Raw genomic sequence first — 19,500 nt, 5'->3', positions numbered from 1 at the left:
GAATTACCGGTTTCCGGTCGCCGGGCCGGTCAGATTTTCCCTGCGCGTGGAGGCGTGGCTTGAGCGCCGGTCGTTGCGGGTGCAACGGCATCGCATGACGCCGATGTTTCAAATGCGTGAAATCGGATAAGCTCGATCCGTTGCTGCGCATGTGCGCAGCCCGCGCCGCGGGCGCGACTTTTCGGAACCGGCCCACCCATGACCGACATCAAGATCCGGCACAGCGAGACGCACGACGTCGACGCGATCCGGCAGATCGCCGCGCACCCCGCGGTGTACATGTATACGCTGCAGTATCCGTTTCCATCGCTCGAAAAATGGCAGAAACGGCTCGCCAACGCGCACGAGCGCGGCGCGAGCCTCGTCGCCGAAATCGACGGCGCGGTGGTCGGCCATCTCGGCCTCGAGTTCGAACCGAATCCGCGTCGGCGCCATGCGGCAGGGCTCGGCATGATGGTCGACGCGACCCGGCACGGGCGCGGCATCGGCAGCCGGCTGCTCGCGGCCGCGATCGATCTCGCGGAAAACTGGCTGAACCTCACGCGCCTCGAGCTGACCGTGTTCACCGACAACCGCGCGGCGATCGCGCTCTACGAGAAGCACGGCTTCCGGATCGAGGGCGAATCGCCGGGCTACGCGTTGCGCGACGGCGTGCACATGTCCGTGTATCACATGGCGCGGATCAAGGGCCGAGAGTGAACGCGCGGCGACGATGCCGCGCGTCATATTCATTCAAGAATTCGTTCGTTTCCCGCCGGCTGCGCGGATCGTATCGTTGAAGGATTTGCCGGCCGCTTCGGGCGGCGTTGGCGGTCGCCGCATCGATGCGCGCGGCTTGCGTCGACGCACGCCGGCTTGCGCCACGCCGCACGCCGGTGCGCTTCATCGCTTCATGAATCTCGCTGCATGGGCGTCGCTTCAGGTCGTCGCTTCCCGTCGTCGCCTGGCGCGCCACTCCTTCCCGCAACCTTCTTTTTCAACGGACCCGCTTCGATGAAAACCGCTCTCCGGAATCTGACTGCCGCCTGCCTGCTCGCTGCCGCCGCGGGTGCGGCGTTTGCCGCCGCCGCGCCCACGGGCACCCCGGTCGCGAGCGCATCGCCCGACGGCGCGCACCTGCCGCCCGGCATCGCGTGGCAGCACGGCGACGTCGACGCCGCTTTCGCGTTGGCGAAGCGCACCGGCAAGCCGCTGCTGCTCTACTGGGGCGCGGTGTGGTGCCCGTCGTGCAACCAGGTGAAATCGACGATCTTCAGCCAGCAGGCATTCAAGACCCGCTCGTCGTTCTTCGTGCCCGTGTATCTCGACGGCGATACCGAAAGCGCGCAGAAGCTCGGCGAGCGCTTCAAGGTGCACGGCTACCCGACGATGATCCTGTTCCGTCCCGACGGCACCGAAGTGACGCGGCTGCCGGGCGAAGCCGATCTCGACCGCTACATGCAGGCGCTGTCGCTCGGGATGACAGCCGCGCATCCGGTGCGGCAGACGCTCGCGACCGCGCTGAAGAACGGTGCGTCGCTGACGCCGGACGAATGGCGCCTGCTGGCCGACTATTCGTGGGATACCGACGGCGCGCTGCCGGTGCCGGCCGATCGCGTGGCCGAGACGCTGCAGTCGCTCGCGCAACGCGCACGGGCGGCCGGTGCGAAGGCCGAATCGGCGCGCTTTGCGCTGAAGTCGGCCGTGGTCGCCGCGTCCGACGATCCGGCGCAGGCCGGCGCGCTGGACAAGACGGCGCTGGCCGATTCGCTGCGCGCGGTGCTGCAGGACCCCGCCTTGTCGCGGGCCGATTCGGACGTGCTGGTCGCCGCGCCCGCGCGTGTGGTCGCGTATCTCGGTGGCGGCGACGCGCAGCGCGCGAAATTGCGCGGCGCGTACGACACGGCGCTTGCGCGCCTGTCGACCGACACCACGCTGTCGTCGATCGACCGGCTGATGGCGCTGCACGGCCGCGTGCTGCTCGCGCGCGGCGATGCCCGCAAGGGCGCACCGCTCGCTGTGCCGGCGCTGGCCGACACGGCGCGCAAACAGATCCTGTCGTCGGTGCAGGGCGCCGCGAACGCATACGAGCGGCAGGCACTCGTCAGCGAAGGCGCGGACACGCTGACCGACGCGGGGCTGTACGACGAGTCGGATGCCTTGCTGAAGGCCGAGTTGCCGCGCTCGTCCACGCCGTACTACTTCATGTCCGGGCTGGCCGCGAATGCGAAGGCGCGCGGCGACAAGGCCGCGGCGCTCGACTGGTACCGCAAGGCATACGATGCGGCGAGCGGGCCGGCGACGAAGCTGCGCTGGGGCGCGAGCTATTTCGCGAATGCGGTCGAACTGGCGCCGGACGATTCGGCGCGCATCGAAGGGATCGCCGCGAGCGTGCTCGCGCAGGCCGACAAGACGCGGGACGCGTTCTACGGCGCGAACCTGCGCGCGTTGACCAAGGTCGTCACGCAGTTGAACCGCTGGCGCGGCAGCGGTGCGCACGACGCATCGGTCAGGTCGATCGCGAAGCAGTTCGACGGCATCTGTGGGAAACTGCCCGCCGGCGATCCGCAGGCAAGCGCCTGCGAGCGGCTGATCCAGCCGGTCAAGGCATAGATCCGGTAGCACTGCATGGGCTTTCGGGATGCCGGCCGGCGCATTTCCCGATACCGACGAGGCCACCGACCCCATGCCCCACCTGACGCTCGAATATTCCGCGAACCTCGACGGGTTCGACGCCGGCGCGACACTGCGCGCGCTCAATGTTGCGCTTGCCGCGTCCGGCCATTTCGACGAGCGCGATATCAAGAGCCGCGCGCTGCGGCTCGATACATTTGCGGTCGGCACGTCGCCGGCGCCTCGCGCGTTCGTCCACGCGAAGCTCGCGGTGCTGAGCGGCCGGCCGACTGACGTCAAGCGGGAATTCTCGGAGCGGGTGCTGGCGGAACTGAAGCGGCACGTCGTCGCGCCGCCCGGCATGCACCTGCAACTGTCCGCGGAAATACTGGAACTGGAACGCGAGTCCTACGCGAAAGCGGGCATCGAGCCGCGCTGACCGTGCAGCGCTGTACGCGCCGGCAACGTGGCGTTGCACGCGAGCGCAGCCCGCTGGCTTGAAACCGGACTATTGGCCCGTGGCGGACGCGCCGCGATTGCCGTAGCCGGCGCCCGCGGCCCGCGGCGCACCTTGCTGCCGGGCGATCTTCGCTTCGGCGGCCTGGATGCTGGCAGGGTAGAACCAGTCGCTCGGCTGGAAGCCGGCTTTTCTCAGTGCAACCACTTCGGAATGCACTTCGGCGCGCGTGAGCGGCTGGGTGGCTTGCGCCTGCGCGGCGACGGGAGCGGCGAATGCGGCGGCGAGGGCGAGTGTGCGGAGCAGCGGGTTCATGAGCGGATACCTCCAGGTTTTCGACGGCGCCGATCACGTACGGTGACCGTCGAAAGCAGTGTAGGCCTCGCCCGACGCGCGAAAAATGCCGCTGCGCCCAACGTAGTGTTCTCCGGAAGACAACAATGAGCGGCGCGGCGCGCGCACCTGGACGGTGCCCGGCAAAAAGGGGAGGAGCGGGGGAGAAGCCGGCCGCAGCGACGTGGCCGGCGGCCGGCGGGCAGCGGCCCGGAGACGGGCCGCCGCATGCGGGGGTATTACACGAGGCCCGTCGTGTAGTACACGGCGATCACGAAGAACACCGCGAGCGTCTTGATGATCGTGACCGCGAAGATGTCGCGATACGACTCGCGGTGCGTGAGGCCCGTGACCGCGAGCAGCGTGATCACCGCGCCGTTGTGCGGCAGCGTGTCCATGCCGCCGCTCGCCATCGCGACGACCCGGTGCAGCACGTCCAGCGGGATATTGGCGGCCTGCGCGCCCTTGATGAACAGGTCCGACATCGCGGCGAGCGCGATGCTCATGCCGCCCGACGCCGAGCCCGTGATGCCGGCGAGCGAGCTGACCGACACGGCCGCGTTGACGAGCGGGTTCGGGATGCTCTTCAGCGCATCGCTGACGACGAGGAAGCCCGGCAGCGCCGCGATCACGCCGCCGAAGCCGTACTCCGACGCGGTGTTCATCGCGGCGAGCAGCGCACCGGCGACGGCGGCCTTCGAGCCGTCCGCGAAGCGCCCGCTGACGCGTTTGAACGCGGTCAGCACGACCAGCACGATGCCGAGCAGCAGCGCAGCCTCGACCGACCAGATCGCGACGACGGTCTTGATCGACGTCGTGACCGGCGCGTGCACGCCGGGCAGCACTTCCGGCGCGACCGTGTACGATGCGGCGCCGTACCACTGCGGAATCAGCTTCGTGAATGCGAAGTTCGACACGCCGACGAGGATCAGCGGCAGGATCGCAAGCGCGGGATTCGGCAGCGACTTCGCCTCGACGCGCTCCGGTTCGTTGACGAGCGACGTGCCGTAGCCTTCACCCTTTGCCATCGCCGAACGGCGGCGCCATTCGAGATACGTGAGGCCGACGACGATGATGAACAGCGAGCCGATCGTGCCGAGCGCGGGCGCGGCCCAGGCGGTCGTCTTGAAGAACGTGGTCGGGATGATGTTCTGGATCTGCGGCGTGCCGGGCAGCGAATCCATCGTGAACGAGAACGCGCCGAGCGCGATCGCGCCGGGCATCAGCCGTTTCGGGATGTTGCTCTGGCGATAGAGTTCGGCCGCGAACGGATAGACCGCGAACACCACGACGAACAGCGACACACCGCCATAGGTGAGCAGTGCGCACACCGCGACGATCACCGCATTCGCGCGTGAGCGGCCGATGTAGCGGATCGCCGCGTGGACGATCGACTCGGAGAACCCGGAGAGTTCGATCACCTTGCCGAACACCGCGCCGAGCATGAACACCGGGAAATACAGTTTGACGAATCCGACCATCTTCTCCATGAAGATGCCGGAGAAGACCGGTGCGACGGCGGCGGGTTCGGTCAGGAGCACCGCGCCGAGCGCGGCGATCGGCGCGAACAGGATCACGCTGTAGCCGCGATACGCGGCGAACATCAGGAACGCCAGCGCGGCGAGGACGATCACGAAAGACAAGGGAGTCTCCTAAAAGCTTGGAATGGCTTTGGTTGTTGTTCGATCGCGCGATGCGCCGCGGACCAGCTCAGGTTCGTGCAGGTTTCGTGCCATCGGCCGGATAGCGCCGCCGGACATGGGTCCGCCGGGGACCGGCGGGCCCGCGCCGATCGTTGTCTGACGATTCTACATAAAACGTCTCCATCTGGAGACGTTTTGGCTATCCGGCCAAGCCTCGACATCGTGCAGGGCTTTACCCGACAACGTATTGCAGCGTGTCTCCGGAGTGAGATAATCCGTCTCGTTCCGGAGACAGCCGGTCGACAATACACGGAGACGAAGACACGATGATGAACGACTGGGCCCGCCTGCCCGTCAACTACGGCGACGTGCTGCGGCGCGCCGCCGAGTCGCTGTTCCGGACCTTCGAGGATTCGAGCGCGGGCACGGTGGTCGTCGATCGCGATGCACGCGTCGTGTGGATGAACGAGCGATATGCGGCGCGCTTCGGTTTCGCCGATCCGCAGCAGGCCGTCGGCCTCGACTGCGAGGCCGTGATCCCGAACAGCCTGATGCGCGAGGTCGTGTCGACGGGGCAGCCGATCCTGCTCGACATCATGGAGACGGGCCGCGAGCCGCTCGTCGTCACGCGCCTGCCGCTGAAGAACGAGGCCGGCGAGACGGTCGGCGCGATCGGCTTCGCGCTGTTCGACCAGTTGAAGACGCTCACGCCGATCTTTTCCCGCTACGCCCAGCTTCAGCAGCAACTGATCGCGACGCAGCGTTCGCTCGCGCAGGCGCGCCGCGCGAAATACACGTTTGCGAGTTTCGTCGGCACGAGTGCGGCGAGTCTCGAAACCAAGCGCCAGGCGCGCCGCGCCGCGCAGGTCGATTCGCCGGTGCTGCTGCTCGGCGAGACGGGCACCGGCAAGGAACTGCTCGCGCATGCGATCCACGCGGCGTCGGCGCGCGCACTCCAGCCGCTCGTGACCGTCAACGTTGCCGCGATTCCCGACACGCTGCTCGAAACCGAATTCTTCGGCGCCGCGCCCGGTGCTTACACGGGCGCCGACCGCAAGGGGCGCGTCGGCAAGTTCGAGCTGGCCGATCGCGGGACGCTGTTTCTCGACGAGATCGGCGACATGCCGCTGCCGCTGCAGGGCAAGCTGCTGCGCGTGCTGCAGGACAAGGAGTTCGAGCCGGTCGGCTCGAACCGGATCGTGCGCGCGGACGTCCGGATCATCGCGGCCACGAGCGCCGACCTGCCGGCGCTGGTCGCGGCCGGGCGTTTTCGCGCGGATCTTTATTACCGCCTGAACGTGCTGACGATCCACGCGCCGCCGCTGCGCGAGCGCGCCTCCGACATCGCGGCGCTCGTCTACGCAACCCTCGAGGAACTGGCCGCGCAACACGGGCGCGCGGCCCATTGCGAGCTGACCGACGATGCGCTGCGGATGCTGTGTGCGTATCCGTGGCCGGGCAACGTGCGCGAGTTGCGCAATACGCTTGAGCGCGCGCTGATGCTGTCGGACCGGTCGGTGATCGATGCGCGTGCGCTCGCGCCGTTCCTTGGGCCGGTGCGCGTATCGACGGACGGTGCAGTACCGGCGCAGCCGGTGGCTGTGCAGACGGTCGAGCGGCGCGCGGGCGAAGTGCGGGCCGCGCCGGCGGCGTCGTATGCCGATGCATTGGCGGCGTGGGAGCGCCAGTTCCTGACCGATGCGCTCGCGGCTTGCGACGGCAAGGTGGTGGAAGCGGCCGCGCGCATCGGGATCGGCCGCGCGACGCTGTACAAGAAGCTGGCGGCGCTGGGCATCGACCGGTAGGCCGATCGGCAAGGCCGATGCGGCCGGACGTGCGGCATCGAACAGGAGATCACGATGAAACGGATCGGCATCGCAGGATGGCTGACGCTGTTGCTGGCGAGCGCCGCGCTCGCGCAGTCCGGCGACGCCGACGCCCCCGAGGCACGGCGCAACTGGTACAACGATCCGTTCATCGCGCTGTCGCGGGACGTAGCCGAATGCCCGTTGCCGCTCGGCCCGTGGATGACCCGGGCCGAGATGACGGACGACGCGCATTACCGTGCCGAACGCGGCACCACGTGCTGGCTCGCGCACCGCTGCACGAAGCCGAACTCCTACATGTATGACGCACCGATCGCCGACGCCGTGAAGGCGCACTTCGCCGGCTCCGATCGACTGCATGGCACGAGCCTGTGGATCACGGTGCAGCGGCGTTTCATCTACGTCGAAGGATGTGCCGATACGGCGTTCGACCGGCAGGCATTGCAACGTGAGCTCGAGGCGCTTCCGGACGTCGAGCAGGTGTTCGTTCGCATCACCGACGATCCGCGCAAGCGCTTGCCGTACAAGGCGCGCGGGCAACCCGGGCGCACGCCGGACTGACGGAGAAAGGGCCGCGCATGGCATACTCGCGACATTCAAAAAAAGGTTGACGGGAAGAACAATGAAACACATGCTTGCGTCGGTCTGTCGGTGGCCTCGGGCGGCCGTTGTGCTGGGTCTGGTTGCCGGGCTCGGCGGGTGTGGCGGCAGCGCACCGCTGTTCACTTCGGACGGGCGTCCGACTACCCAGGTGCAATGCACCGGCAGCGACTGGAGCAATTGCACGGACAACGCCCGGGCGATCTGCAACGGGGATTTCGAAGTGCTTCAGCAATCGAGCGATGACGCCACGCGAAATCTTCTCTTCGCGTGCAAGAAAAAGAGCGGTTATTGACCTCGAAATAACCGGCTGAGGAGACCACGATCGGGCGAAGCGCTTTTCTGTTTGCTGAGAGTCACCTATTTTTCACGAATAACACTCACGGAGTCCCATCCATATGGCGACCTACAGGCAACTGACCGCGCAGCTCGAACGGCTTCAGCAAAAGATCGACAAGGAACGCGAAAAGGCGATTGCCGATGCGATTGCCGATATCCGCGCGAAAATCGAGGAATACGACATTACGCCGGAAGAGCTCGGGTTCCGTGCGGCAGGGGCGGCCGCTGCCGCCGCGAAGCCGAAGCGTACGTCGCCGCCGAAGTACCTGAACCCGAAGACGGGCGAAACGTGGAGTGGCCGTGGACGCTCGCCGACGTGGCTCGGCAAGAATCGCGCGCGTTTCCTGATCAAGGACTGACTCCCGAAAATTCTCACCTTTCGCGTGCCGACCGACGGTGCGAACGGCCATGCGGCCGTCGCACCGTTTTGTTTTTGTGCATTCCCGGCGCGATTCCCGACGGCGTATTGAACTGCGATGCCGCGCAATTAACGGATCCCGTTTTGCGAATACGCTGCGATTCGGCTGCATATCGCGGCGATTTACGGTAAACAGCGCCGCAATTTCACGGCATATCCGCATTGGCTCGCGCCATTCTCGCGGTGCACGCGCGCCGCGAATTCCGATCACCTTTCGCGTGTTTGCGCGTCGCGCCGTGCAATTCCCGAATTTGCTCACCATAGCTCCTGTAAATCCTCACCTTTGACGAAGCGGACACAGCGGCGCGCCGAATGCGAGCGCCGCCCGCGTCGAGCGAATGTGGACGCCCGGCGTGCGGCGACGGCTTTCGTGCTCGTGTCACGGGCCCATGGTGCGTGCGTTGACGTCTGTCGAATAGTCGGCCGTCCGGCATATAGGCAGCCGCATGCGCTTCGCCTATGCTTGGGGTTCGCGTCGATCGGTGTACGGCCTGTCCGTGCCGCATGCCGATCGGGTCGTCTTTCGTTACCGCAGGGAGCCGATGTGACCGTTCGCCATCTCGATGCGTTGTTCCAGCCCAAGTCCGTTGCGGTCGTCGGCGCGTCGTCGCGCGCGGGCAGTATCGGCGCGATGGTGTGGGCGCGCGTGCTCGACGGCGCGTTCCAGGGGCCCGTGTGGCCCGTCAATCCGAAGTATCGTGACCTGCACGGGCATGCGGTCGTTGCCGATGTCGACCGGTTGCCCGCACCGCCGTCGGTGGCCGTGATCTGCACGCCGCCCGCGACCTGGGCCGGCATCGTGCGCAAGCTCGGCGAGCTCGGCACGCGCGTGGCGGTGATCGTCGGCGAGGCGCGCACGGATGCCGATCGCGCCGCGCTCGATCGCACACTGAAGGCGGCGAAGCCGTTCGTGCTCCGTATCGTCGGGCCGGGCAGCCTCGGCGTGCTGTCGCCCGCACGGCATGCCCATTTCGGCGCGCCGGCCTATACGGCGCGATCGGGCGGTGTCGCGTGGGTGTCGCAATCGAACGCACTGACGAACGCGGTGCTCGGCTGGGCCGACGCACGGGGCCTCGGGTTTTCACATGTCGTCGCGCTCGGCGGCGAGTCCGACGTCGATGCGGGCGACGTGCTCGACTATCTCGCGAGCGACCCCGGCACGCGCGCGATCCTGCTCGAACTCGATACCGTGCGCGCGGCGCGCAAGTTCATGTCTGCCGCCCGCGCGGCCGCGCGCAACAAGCCGGTGCTCGCATTGCGCACCGGGCGTGCCGATCCCGGCGACGCGCTCTATACCGCGGCGTTCCAGCGTGCGGGGATGGTGCGGGTCGATGCGCTCGACGATCTGCTCGACGAGATCGAGACGCTCGGCGTCGGCCGCGTCACGGCGCGCGGCGCGGCCACGCTCGTGACGAGCGATGCGGGGGTCGCGAAACTCGCGGTCGACGCGGTGTCCGACGTGCGCGACGTACTGGCCGCCTGGCCGCCCGCCGCCACGTCGGCCGTCTCGGCCGCGCTGCCGCATCTCGCGTCGCCCGGCAATCCGCTGACGCTGGGCGACGATGCGCGGCCCGAGCATTTTGCCGCGGCGGTCAAGGCGCTTGCGCCGTTCCCGCAAACGGGCACGCTGTTCGTCGTCCATTCGACTTCCCACAGCGCGCCGGCCGATGCGGTTGCGCACACGCTGATCGAAGCGCGGCAGCACGCGCATCGCGGCATCCTCGCGTGTTTCTTCGGCGCGGTCGACGCGGCGACGCGCGATGCATTGCATGCGAACGGCATTCCCGTGCACACCACGCCGCAGCGGCTCGCACGCGCGTATGCGCGTCTCGTCGACTACAACCTCGGGCGGCAACTGCTGATGCAAACGCCCGAGGGCACGCCGCTGCAGCCGGCCGAGTGCGTTGCATCGGCACAGGCCGACGCGCGCCGGATGGTCGAAGCCGGCGAGCATGAGCTGACCGGCGAAGCCGCGCTGGGCTGGCTGTCCCGTTTCGGCCTGCAGGGCGAGCAGGCCGCCGAGCCGGCCGGCACGAAAGTCGTCGATGTCACGGTCGACATGTACGACGATGCGAACTTCGGCCCGGTGTTTCGCTATGCCGTGCCGCCCGCGGACGGCGTATCGGCGCCGTTCGTCGTCTATGGCCTGCCGCCGCTGAACAGCGTGCTTGCCCGCGCGGTGATGGAGCGCTCGCCGTATGCGCGCCGCACACCCGTCGAGCCGACGCTCGACGCATTGACGGCGCTGTCGCAGGTCGTCTGCGACGTGCGTGAAGTCGTTGCGATGTCGGTCACGCTGCGCGTGCTGTCCGACCGTGCGCAAGTGATCGCACCGCGTATCACGCTGGCCACGGGCCGCAGCCGGCTCGCGATCATGCCGTATCCGCGCCACCTCGAACAGACGCTCGAGTGGCGCGGCGAGACGGTGACGATCCGCCCGATCCGTCCGGAAGACGAGGCCGCGCACAACGAGCTGCTCGGCGCGATGACACCGGACGATCTGCGGATGCGATTCTTCGGTGCGGTGCGCAGCTTCGATCATTCGCAGGTGGCGCGCATGACGCAGATCGATTACGACCGTGAGATGGCCTTCATCGTGTCGTTCACCGATGTGTCCGGGCGCGACCACACGCTCGCGGTGGCGCGCGCGGTGGCCGATCCCGACAACGAGACGGCGGAGTTCGCGATCGCGGTACGACCCGACCAGAAGGGCAAGGGGCTTGGCCGGCTGATGATGAACCGGATCATCGACTACGCGCGTTCGCGCGGCACCGCATGGATGATCGGCGAGGCGCTGCGCGAGAACTCGGCGATGATCGCGCTTGCGAAGTCGTGCGGTTTCGCCGTGTCGACGACGGAGGAGCCCGGTGTCGTCGGCTTCAGGATGAAGCTGCAGCCGTAGCGTCCGTCTGCGGCTCGGCGCGTACGGACGCCATAAGCCGTCGATGTCCCCGGCTTCCCGGCACGCCGCGGATGTTTCCGGTCACGAATGCCGTGCATTCGAACCGGTCTTGTGAGCGAAACGACGGCGAACGTGCCGCTGCCTGTTCGCGACGGAAACAACGACGCGCATCCGGCAGGCATCGCGAGACGCGTACCGTTTGCCGCGATTTCGGTCCCGCAGCGCAGTTTTCCGCGCGGGGTCCACACGTATTTGCCGCCGTATTTCAGCCTCGAAAATTCGAGTCTGCCCAAAAGGTGAGATTTTTCAGGAGCCGCCGGTGAGCTTCTCCGGGATGGTCGAGGTGAGCCAATACGGGAGCATTCGGTGAGCCTTCCCGGGAGTGGCCGGTGAGTACCTGCGGGAGGCGTCGGTGAGCCTTTCCGGGGCGCATCGGTGAGGGGCTGCGGGACGTGTCGGTGAGCACATCCGGGAGGCTTCGGTGAGAGTTTCCGGGAGCCTTGGTGAGCTTTTTCGGGAGGAGTGGGTGAGCGCTTGCGGGACGCCAAGGTGAGACTTTTCGGGAGTGTCCGGACGCACGGCTAGCGCAAGCGCAACGCCGGCCAAGGTCGGCGTCATGCAGGGCGCGGGCACGCATGAACCGTGCCCGCACTTACATTCAGGCAGCGAGTTTCGCCGCCGCGTCGTTCACCTGGTCACGCGAAATCGCGAGTTCCTCGAGGTGCGGATCGGCATAGACGGCGCCGGTTTCGCGCTCGAGGCGGGCGATCGTCAGCGCGCAGCGCGCGATGTCCTTCGGCATCGCGATGAAGCGCTTGACCGATTCGCCGGACGTGAATGCTTCGAACAGCGCGCCGCGCACGTCGTCCGGAAGCGTCTTGGTCCATTGGTACGGCTTGCCGTTGAACGTGATCGTCGGCGGCAGCGTGCGTTCCTTCTTGGTCGCCGTGATGAGCCCGTAGGTGCGAGCCGCGTCGCCGATCTGCTCGGGCGAGAAGAGCTCGTCTGGCGTGATGTCGAACTGCTCGATGTAGTTCTCGATCGCCTGCATCGCGGCGGCACGATCGTCGCGCTTCTTCTGCGCGCGCGCGACGATATCGCGCAGTTCGTCCGCCTCCTCGGGCGTGATCGTGAAGCTTGCCTGCTTCTGCTGAAGTTCGGAGAAACGCTGGAATTCTTGATCGTTCAGAAGTTTGGCCATGACATCCATCGGACACGACGGCCGCGACAACCGGCCGCCGTAGTTTTTGAGAGGGCCGCTATTTTAGCGTAGCGCCGTGGACGCACGATATGGCACCGTCCGTCGCGCCTCGCACCGGCGTGATCGCGGGCGGCCGGGATCGGCGCGATCGCGCCGTACCCGGTGCGTTCCGCCGAGCCTGCGTGTCGGCAGGCTCAGCTATGTCAGCAGGTTTCGGCGCGGCACATCGACAGATGGGCGGCCGTTTCGCGCAACCCTTCGACGACCGCGTCGACCGACGGCGCCATGTGCGCATCGATCCGGCGCATGTATGGGCAGGTCAGCACCGCGATCGCATGGCCGGACGGCCCGAGGATCGGCGCGGTCAGGTCGGTCACGCCGTATGCCTGGCGGCTGTCCTGGCGCAGGTAGCCGGCCTGCCGGATGGACTGGCACGCGTACGCGAGTTCCTGCTCGTTCAGCGGCGCTTCGCCCTTGACCTTGCGGTGCTCCGCGAGCATGTGCGCGCGCTGCTCGGCGCCCTGGAACGACAGCATGACCCGTCCCGATGCCGTATCGGCGAGCCCGATGCGCGAGCCGAGCCGGACCGACACCCCCCACGGGCCGGGCCCGTCGACTTGCGCGATCACGAGCAGGTTGCCGCGATCGTAGACGGACAGGTGGCACGATTGTTCGGAGGAATCGGCGAAGCGCTGCATCGGCGGCAGCGCCTCGGCGATCAGCCGGCTCATCGGCGGATGCCGGTGCGCGAGCGAGAACAGCTTGAGGCTGAGCGTATAGCGGTCGCCGCCGGTCGAGCGCATCACGTAGCGGCGCGCGACGAGGCGTTCGAGCATCCGGTAGATCTCGCTCGCATTGCGGCCGAGTTCCTTCGTGATTTCGGTGCGGGTGAGGCCTTCTTTCTGCTCCGACAGGAGTTCGAGGATGTCGAGACCCTTGTCGAGCGCGGGTGCGCGGTAACGGTCGATTGCGCCCATCGATTCCCGTGCGTCGCAGCCGGGAAGCAGGTCGTTGGTTGTTTGCATTGTCGGTGTGAGGTTGGGGGATGACTGTCGATCGATTGGCGACGCACGCTGGCCGATTCTGCACTTCGCCTGTGTCGGGCTCGCGTGTGGCGACGCACGCCATCCGGTCGAGCTTAACAACAAACAATTAGTGTGCAATGCAGCGTCTTTTTACCGATCGTTACCTGACAAGAACGGATCAATTCGTTTTCAGGATGACAGGGAAGCCCCGAATACCCGGTATTCATGACAGGTGGCACCGGTTCAAGGTATTCGAAAGGAAATCGGGCGGCGGCGCCGTCCGCGATGCTGCGCTGCAGCGCCCGCGGGTGCACCAATAGTCGGTATCCGTCGCGCGTCATTTCATCGCGCGCGGCCGATGGTACAAAGACTGGCGGGCCAGCGACGGTGCGGCCGCGCGTGACGCCGGCCGGTACGGGCCGGGCCATGTCGCGGGTGCCGGGCCGTCGTCGCCGATGCGCAGACCGGCGGCCGCCCGTTCGATGCGCGCCATACTTCCGTGTGGCGCCACGATCGCTGCGCCCGCGCGACCCTCGCGCGTCGAACGGCATGCCGGATGCGGCGCCGACGCGCGCAATCGACGATCGACAATCAGTCCGGCACGTGGCCGCGAAGGGCCGCGTTGGCCGGTATCCTGTCCCATTCGACAACAGAGGTTGAGCACGATGAAACTGCTTCGCTATGGCCCGTCCGGCCAGGAAAAGCCCGGTATTCTCGACGCGGACGGCCGGATTCGCGACCTGTCGGCGCATGTGCCGGATCTGTCCGGCGATGTGCTGTCCGACGCGGGTCTCGCGCGTCTGCGTGCAATCGATCCGGCCACGCTGCCGCTCGTGTCGGGCGAGCCGCGCATCGGCGCGTGCGTCGGCCATGTCGGCAAGTTCATCGGCATCGGCCTGAACTACGCCGATCACGCGGCCGAAGCCGGCATGCCGGTGCCGAAGGAGCCCGTCGTGTTCGGCAAGTGGACAAGCTCGATCTGCGGCCCGAACGACGGCATCGACATCCCGAAGGGTTCGGTCAAGACGGACTGGGAGGTCGAGCTGGGCGTCGTGATCGGCGCGACCTGCAAGGACGTCGACGAAGCGCGCGCGCTCGATTACGTCGCGGGCTACTGCGTTGTCAACGACGTGTCGGAGCGCGAATGGCAGATCGAGCGCGGCGGCCAGTGGGACAAGGGCAAGGGCTTCGACACGTTCGGCCCGATCGGTCCGTGGCTCGTCACGCGTGACGAGGTGCCCGATCCGCAGCGTCTCGACCTGTGGCTCGAAGTCGACGGCCACCGCTATCAGAACGGCAACACGCGCACGATGGTGTTCACCGTCGCGCAGCTGATCGCCTATCTGTCGAGCTGCATGACGCTGCAGCCGGGCGACGTGATCACGACGGGCACGCCGCCGGGCGTCGGGATGGGCATCAAGCCGTCGCCGGTGTTCCTGAAGGCCGGCCAGAAGGTACGCCTCGGGATCGACGGGCTCGGCGAGCAGTTGCAGAACACGCGCAACGCGCAGTAAGCGCGTGCCCGGCGCGGGCGGATTGCGGGGCAATCAGCCGCGAGCCGGCCGCGCCGCCCGGCATCGGCGTGCTTGCCTGCGGCGAGCGTCGCGACAGAACCTCGATGCAGCATAAACAAGGACAAGGGCCCGATTCCGCGCGATGCGGAATCGGGCCCTTGTCGTTTACCCGCGTCGGTGCGAACCGGATCAGACGACGTTGTCCAGCTCGCAATGGGCTTCGAGCCGATATCCGTCGGGATCGACGACGAACGCCGCGTAATAGCCGGGGCCGTAGTGCTCGCGCTTGCCGGGCCCGCCGTTGTCCTGGCCGCCGTGCTCGAGCGCGGCGCGGTAGAACGCGTCGACCTCGACGGGCGACGCGGCCTTGAACGACAGGTGCAGCCCGGAGTCGGGATCGGCGGCGATGGGGCGAGCCGCATGCTGCAGCCACAGCACCGGCTCGGTCTCGCCGTAGCCGATCGAGCCGTCGTCGCTATACAGCCGCTTGTAGCCGAGCGCGCCGAGCGTGCTGTCGTAGAACGTGCGGCTGCGGCCGATGTGGGCGACGCCGAAGGAAAGGTGATCGATCATCTGTGGGCTCCTTGAACTGAAGAGGGGACGTCAGTACGGCAAACCTGCCTACAAGCACCATGCCAGCCGCTTGTAGCGGAGCGCGCCGGGTGCGCTGTCGTCGAACACCCGGCTGCGGTCGTTGTGGATAACGCTGAAGAAAAGGCGATCGATCATCTGTGTCTCCTTGAACTGAAAGGGCGCAGTGCGGCCAACCGGTTTTTAACCACCATGCCGGTTATGTTAGAAAGCGTCCGGATGCTTGTCAACCGGCATGCTGGTTAGATACGATCGCGTCATGAGCAAAACGCAACCTTCCGTCACGACGGACTGCCTGATTCCGGCGCCGCCGGAAACGCTGAGCATCGATTTCGCGAATACGCTGTATTGGCGCGGCGCCGACACGCCGACGGAGACCTTCGGGACGCTGGACGACCTGTTGACGTGGTGCCGCGAGCAGGCGGGCGTACCGTCCGGCCTGGCCGACGCGTGTCGGGTGCGGGGCAAGGATGACGAGCCGGCGATGCTCGCGCGCGCGCTCGCACTGCGCGAGGCGCTTTATCGGTTGTTTCATGCGCAGGCCGAGCAGCGCGAGCCGCACGCCGACGATCTGGCGCTGCTCGGCGGCTTCCTGGCGGAAGCGGCGCCGCGCGTTGCGCTGGCGCGCATCGACGGCGCCTATGCGTGGCGGATCGGCGGCGCGGGCGCCACGCTCGAGGCGCTGCTGAGCCCGGTACTGTGGTCGGCGATCGACCTGCTTGGCGGCGCGCGGCTCGCGAAGGTCAAGCGTTGTGCGAACGACGCCTGCCAGTGGCTGTTCATCGACGACAGCAAGAACGGCAGCCGCCGCTGGTGTTCGATGTCGTCGTGCGGCAATCGCGCGAAGGCGTATCGCCACTATCACAAGGTCGACTGACGTTCCTCGTTACGCAGGCGCGCGCCGGCGCGCCGCATCCGGCCTGCCTATTTCACCGACAACTTCCGCCACAGCGTCGTCTTGCTGATGCCGAGCATCGCGCATGCGCGATCGCGGTCGCCGCCGCACGCGTCGAGTACCGCGCGGATCTCGTCGGCTTCCGCGCGACGGCGGCGTGCGTGCAGCGTCTGCGCATCGTCGGCGTCGGCCGCGTCGGGGGGCGCGGCGAACAACTCGGGCGCGATTGCCTGCAGCGCGTCGGGATCGAGCGTGCCGCAGGCGGCGGCCGGATCGTTTTCGTCGGCTTCCTCGGCCAGCTCCACCGCGATCCGCTCGATCACGTTCTGCAGTTCGCGTACGTTGCCGGGCCACCGGTAGCGCGCGAGCACGGCCTGCGTCGCGCCGAGCACGCGCGCGGCATCGTCGGCGTCGCGCAGGCGCTCGGCGAGCCGCGGTTCGCGTCGTGCGGCCTGCACGAGCAGCGTGGCCGCGAGCGCCGGGATGTCGGCGGCGCGCTCGCGCAGCGGCGGCAGGCCGACGTTCAGGATGTTGAGCCGGTAATAGAGATCCGCGCGGAACGTGCCGGCCTCGACGGCGGCGAGCAGCGGACGGTGCGTCGCGGCGATCACGCGCACGTCGATGCGGATCGGCTCGGTCGAGCCGAGGCGGATCACCTCGCGCTCCTGCAGCACGCGCAGCAGCCGGCTCTGCAGCGACGGCGGCATCTCGCCGATCTCGTCGAGAAACAGCGTGCCGCGGTGTGCGGCTTCGAACAGGCCGGTCTTGCCGCCGCGCCGCGCACCGGTGAACGCGCCTTCCTCATAGCCGAACAGCTCGCTTTCGAGCAGCGCTTCCGGAAACGCACCGCAATTGACCGCGACGAACGGGTAGCTGCGCCGCGCGGACAGCGCGTGCAGGCTCTGCGCGATCATTTCCTTGCCGGTGCCGCTTTCGCCGAGCACGAGCACGGTCGCGTCGGATTTCGCGTAGCGGCGCACGAGATCGCGCACGCGCGCCATCGGCGCCGATGCGCCGACCACGTCGTCGAGCGCGTAGCGCGCCGCGAACTGCTGCGTGGTGGGCTGCGAACGCAGTGCGCGGTCGAGGCGTTCGACCGCGCGCGATTCCTGGAACGTCAGCACGCTGCCCGACGTGACGCCGCGATCGACCAGCGGCCCGCGATGCACGACGTAGCGCACGCCGCGCACGGTCGCGAGCGCGTCGCCGTCCTCGCCGCGCAGCGTGCGCAACTCGGGCCGCAGGTCGACGAGCGCGCGGCCGACGGCCGCCGCGGGTTCGACCCCGAGCGCCGACGCGAGCCGCTCGTTGATCGCCTCCACGCGGCCGCGCGCGTCGAGCGCGACCACGCCGTCGCGCAGGTGCTGGAGCAGGTTGTCGAGCCGCTGGCGGCGGAACGCCTCGGCATGCGTCGCGTACGCGACTTCGAGCGCCGTATCGACGGCCTTGCGCACCGACGCGTGCGAATACAGGAACACCGCGCCCATGCCGGCGCTGGCGGCGAGATCGGTGACGAGGCCTGGGCCGACGATCGTCTCGATGCCGCGGTCGCGCAGCTCGTGCACGCAGGCTTCCGCTTCCTGCGCGGTCTGATATGACGCAAACTGCACGTCGAGGCCGTATGCGGCGACGAAACGGCGCACTTCGGGCGGCGTTTCGCCGGCGCTGACGAGCGCGATCCGCGACGCGTCGCGCCGGGCGCGCGCGAGCGCCTGCATCACGTCGAAGCCGGTCGGCGACACGACCACCACGGGCACCTGCGCACGCGTCTTCAGGAAGCCGCCGTTCGAGCCGGCCGCGACGATCACGTCGGGCCGCGCGGTGCCGGCCTCGGCGATCGCGCTGAGCGCATCCTCATAGGCGCGCGTCACGATGCGCACGTCGGCGCGTTCGTCGAATTCGCCGGCGATCTCGCGGAAGAGTTCGCGCAGGCGGCTGATGCCCATCGCCCAGATGCGCGGGCGTGCCGCGCGATCCGCCGGGCCGACGGGCTTGGTCGAGGAGAGGTCCATGACGGTCGATTATGCGCGCGCGATTTCATTTTTGAAACTTGAAATTGCTGAATTGAAATCGCCGGGTGCGACATCGCCCGTGCCGGTTGCTTAAGAATCAGTGGGTTAGCGACATTCCGCGAGCTGGCCCGGTCCTTGCTGTTATCAGGCATTCCATCAGGAGGCCGTTCATGAGCAACACGCATCTTCAGAGCGCCGGCGCGAAATTCCGCGCGGCAGTCGCGGCCGAGCAGCCGCTGCAGGTGGTCGGCGCGATCACCGCGTACGCGGCCAAGATGGCGCAGGCCGTCGGCTTCAAGGCCGTGTACCTGTCGGGTGGCGGCGTCGCCGCGAACTCGCTCGGGATTCCCGACCTCGGCATCAGCACGATGGAAGACGTGCTGATCGACGCGAACCGGATCACCAACGCGACCGACCTGCCGCTGCTGGTCGACATCGACACGGGCTGGGGCGGCGCGTTCAACATCGCGCGCACGGTGCGCTCGTTCATCAAGGCCGGCGTCGCGGCCGTGCACATGGAAGACCAGGTCGGCCAGAAGCGCTGCGGCCACCGTCCGGGCAAGGAAGTCGTGCCGACCGACGAAATGGCCGACCGCATCAAGGCCGCGGTCGATGCCCGCACCGACGACCAGTTCGTGATCATGGCGCGCACCGACGCGGCCGCGGCCGAAGGGATCGACTCGGCGATCGAGCGCGCGGTGGCCTATGTCGAAGCCGGCGCGGACATGATCTTCCCGGAAGCGATGAAGACGCTCGACGACTATCGCCGTTTCAAGGCGGCCGTGAAGGTGCCGATCCTCGCGAACCTGACCGAGTTCGGTTCGACGCCGTTCTTCACCACCGACGAACTGCGCGAGGCGAACGTCGACATCGCGCTGTACTGCTGCGGCGCGTATCGCGCGATGAACAAGGCCGCGCTGAATTTCTACGAGACGGTGCGTCGCGACGGCACGCAGAAGGCGGCCGTGCCGACCATGCAGACGCGCGCGGAGCTGTACGACTTCCTCGGTTATCACGAATACGAGCGCAAGCTCGACGAGCTGTTCGCGCAGGGCAAGAAGTAACGCGCCCGCGCGCCGGGCACGATTCCCGGAACGACTTGCATGAAACCGGGCCGCGCGCACCCGTGCCGCGCCCGGCGGACATGACACC

At 67.6% G+C, this 19,500-nt stretch carries 18 protein-coding genes; 12 read left to right on the top strand and 6 right to left on the bottom strand.

What is annotated here, in order from left to right; all coding sequences use genetic code 11:
• The first annotated feature begins 198 nt into the window (after positions 1 to 198).
• From AB3K92_RS07125 to AB3K92_RS07110, 4 genes are all read left to right on the top strand, one after another.
• Positions 199 to 699: a GNAT family N-acetyltransferase gene (locus tag AB3K92_RS07125; RefSeq protein ID WP_059495167.1), complete on the top strand. Its 501-nt coding sequence runs from the start codon at positions 199 to 201 to the stop codon at positions 697 to 699.
• 13 nt (positions 700 to 712) lie between these two features.
• Positions 713 to 997 carry a hypothetical protein gene (locus AB3K92_RS07120; protein ID WP_124468723.1) on the top strand — a complete coding sequence of 95 codons (285 nt, stop codon included), beginning with the start codon at positions 713 to 715 and terminating at the stop codon, positions 995 to 997.
• Positions 994 to 2,592 (top strand): thioredoxin family protein, encoded by a 1,599-nt coding sequence (locus AB3K92_RS07115; protein ID WP_369464729.1) that lies wholly within the window; start codon positions 994 to 996, stop codon positions 2,590 to 2,592. The genes AB3K92_RS07120 and AB3K92_RS07115 overlap by 4 nt, the downstream gene beginning before the upstream one ends.
• A gap of 73 nt (positions 2,593 to 2,665) precedes the next feature.
• Complete coding sequence (locus AB3K92_RS07110) at positions 2,666 to 3,031, top strand: 5-carboxymethyl-2-hydroxymuconate Delta-isomerase (protein ID WP_042975155.1); 366 nt, start codon at positions 2,666 to 2,668, stop codon at positions 3,029 to 3,031.
• A gap of 69 nt (positions 3,032 to 3,100) precedes the next feature.
• On the opposite strand, the gene AB3K92_RS07105 is transcribed toward AB3K92_RS07110, so the two are convergent.
• Positions 3,101 to 3,364, bottom strand: a complete 264-nt coding sequence (locus AB3K92_RS07105; RefSeq protein WP_021159643.1) for a DUF4148 domain-containing protein — start codon at positions 3,362 to 3,364, stop codon at positions 3,101 to 3,103.
• A gap of 257 nt (positions 3,365 to 3,621) precedes the next feature.
• Positions 3,622 to 5,025, bottom strand: a complete 1,404-nt coding sequence (locus AB3K92_RS07100; RefSeq protein ID WP_021159644.1) for a GntP family permease — start codon at positions 5,023 to 5,025, stop codon at positions 3,622 to 3,624.
• Between the two features lie 326 nt (positions 5,026 to 5,351).
• Here AB3K92_RS07100 and AB3K92_RS07095 point away from each other — a divergent pair, with 326 nt between their 5' ends.
• The 5 genes from AB3K92_RS07095 (at position 5,352) to AB3K92_RS07075 (ending at position 11,110) form a co-directional block, all read left to right on the top strand.
• Positions 5,352 to 6,830 carry a sigma-54-dependent Fis family transcriptional regulator gene (locus AB3K92_RS07095; protein WP_059487607.1) on the top strand — a complete coding sequence of 493 codons (1,479 nt, stop codon included), beginning with the start codon at positions 5,352 to 5,354 and terminating at the stop codon, positions 6,828 to 6,830.
• A gap of 54 nt (positions 6,831 to 6,884) precedes the next feature.
• Positions 6,885 to 7,412, top strand: a complete 528-nt coding sequence (locus AB3K92_RS07090) for a BON domain-containing protein (protein ID WP_069255059.1) — start codon at positions 6,885 to 6,887, stop codon at positions 7,410 to 7,412.
• Between the two features lie 61 nt (positions 7,413 to 7,473).
• Complete coding sequence (locus AB3K92_RS07085; protein WP_048023821.1) at positions 7,474 to 7,746, top strand: hypothetical protein; 273 nt, start codon at positions 7,474 to 7,476, stop codon at positions 7,744 to 7,746.
• A 103-nt stretch (positions 7,747 to 7,849) separates the two neighbouring features.
• Positions 7,850 to 8,149 (top strand): H-NS family nucleoid-associated regulatory protein, encoded by a 300-nt coding sequence (locus AB3K92_RS07080; RefSeq protein ID WP_027790329.1) that lies wholly within the window; start codon positions 7,850 to 7,852, stop codon positions 8,147 to 8,149.
• Between the two features lie 603 nt (positions 8,150 to 8,752).
• Positions 8,753 to 11,110 carry a GNAT family N-acetyltransferase gene (locus AB3K92_RS07075; protein WP_369464728.1) on the top strand — a complete coding sequence of 786 codons (2,358 nt, stop codon included), beginning with the start codon at positions 8,753 to 8,755 and terminating at the stop codon, positions 11,108 to 11,110.
• A gap of 658 nt (positions 11,111 to 11,768) precedes the next feature.
• Here the strand turns inward: AB3K92_RS07075 and AB3K92_RS07070 are convergent.
• Entirely contained in the window at positions 11,769 to 12,320 is a 552-nt protein-coding gene (locus AB3K92_RS07070) for a hypothetical protein (protein ID WP_042975149.1), read from the bottom strand.
• Between the two features lie 194 nt (positions 12,321 to 12,514).
• Positions 12,515 to 13,336, bottom strand: a complete 822-nt coding sequence (locus AB3K92_RS07065; RefSeq protein ID WP_042975150.1) for an IclR family transcriptional regulator — start codon at positions 13,334 to 13,336, stop codon at positions 12,515 to 12,517.
• A gap of 665 nt (positions 13,337 to 14,001) precedes the next feature.
• On the opposite strand from AB3K92_RS07065, the gene AB3K92_RS07060 reads away from it, so the two are divergent.
• On the top strand, positions 14,002 to 14,850 hold the full coding sequence (locus AB3K92_RS07060; RefSeq protein ID WP_059495157.1) for an ureidoglycolate lyase: 849 nt from the start codon (positions 14,002 to 14,004) through the stop codon (positions 14,848 to 14,850).
• Positions 14,851 to 15,039: 189 nt separating this feature from the next.
• On the opposite strand, the gene AB3K92_RS07055 is transcribed toward AB3K92_RS07060, so the two are convergent.
• Positions 15,040 to 15,423 carry a VOC family protein gene (locus tag AB3K92_RS07055; RefSeq protein ID WP_021159659.1) on the bottom strand — a complete coding sequence of 128 codons (384 nt, stop codon included), beginning with the start codon at positions 15,421 to 15,423 and terminating at the stop codon, positions 15,040 to 15,042.
• Between the two features lie 253 nt (positions 15,424 to 15,676).
• On the opposite strand from AB3K92_RS07055, the gene AB3K92_RS07050 reads away from it, so the two are divergent.
• Positions 15,677 to 16,318 (top strand): ABATE domain-containing protein, encoded by a 642-nt coding sequence (locus AB3K92_RS07050; RefSeq protein ID WP_059622109.1) that lies wholly within the window; start codon positions 15,677 to 15,679, stop codon positions 16,316 to 16,318.
• 47 nt (positions 16,319 to 16,365) lie between these two features.
• Here the strand turns inward: AB3K92_RS07050 and prpR are convergent, their stop codons facing one another.
• A complete protein-coding gene (prpR, locus tag AB3K92_RS07045) occupies positions 16,366 to 18,348 on the bottom strand; it encodes a propionate catabolism operon regulatory protein PrpR (protein ID WP_021159662.1) in 1,983 nt (660 codons plus the stop codon).
• Positions 18,349 to 18,518: 170 nt separating this feature from the next.
• On the opposite strand from prpR, the gene prpB reads away from it, so the two are divergent.
• Entirely contained in the window at positions 18,519 to 19,412 is an 894-nt protein-coding gene (gene prpB, locus AB3K92_RS07040; protein WP_021159664.1) for a methylisocitrate lyase, read from the top strand.
• Positions 19,413 to 19,500 lie beyond the last annotated feature (88 nt).

It is taken from the genome of Burkholderia sp. Bmkn7 (genome assembly GCF_041103175.1).
Classification (GTDB): Bacteria; Pseudomonadota; Gammaproteobacteria; order Burkholderiales; family Burkholderiaceae; genus Burkholderia; species Burkholderia cepacia.
This window is presented reverse-complemented; position numbering and strand designations above follow the sequence as displayed.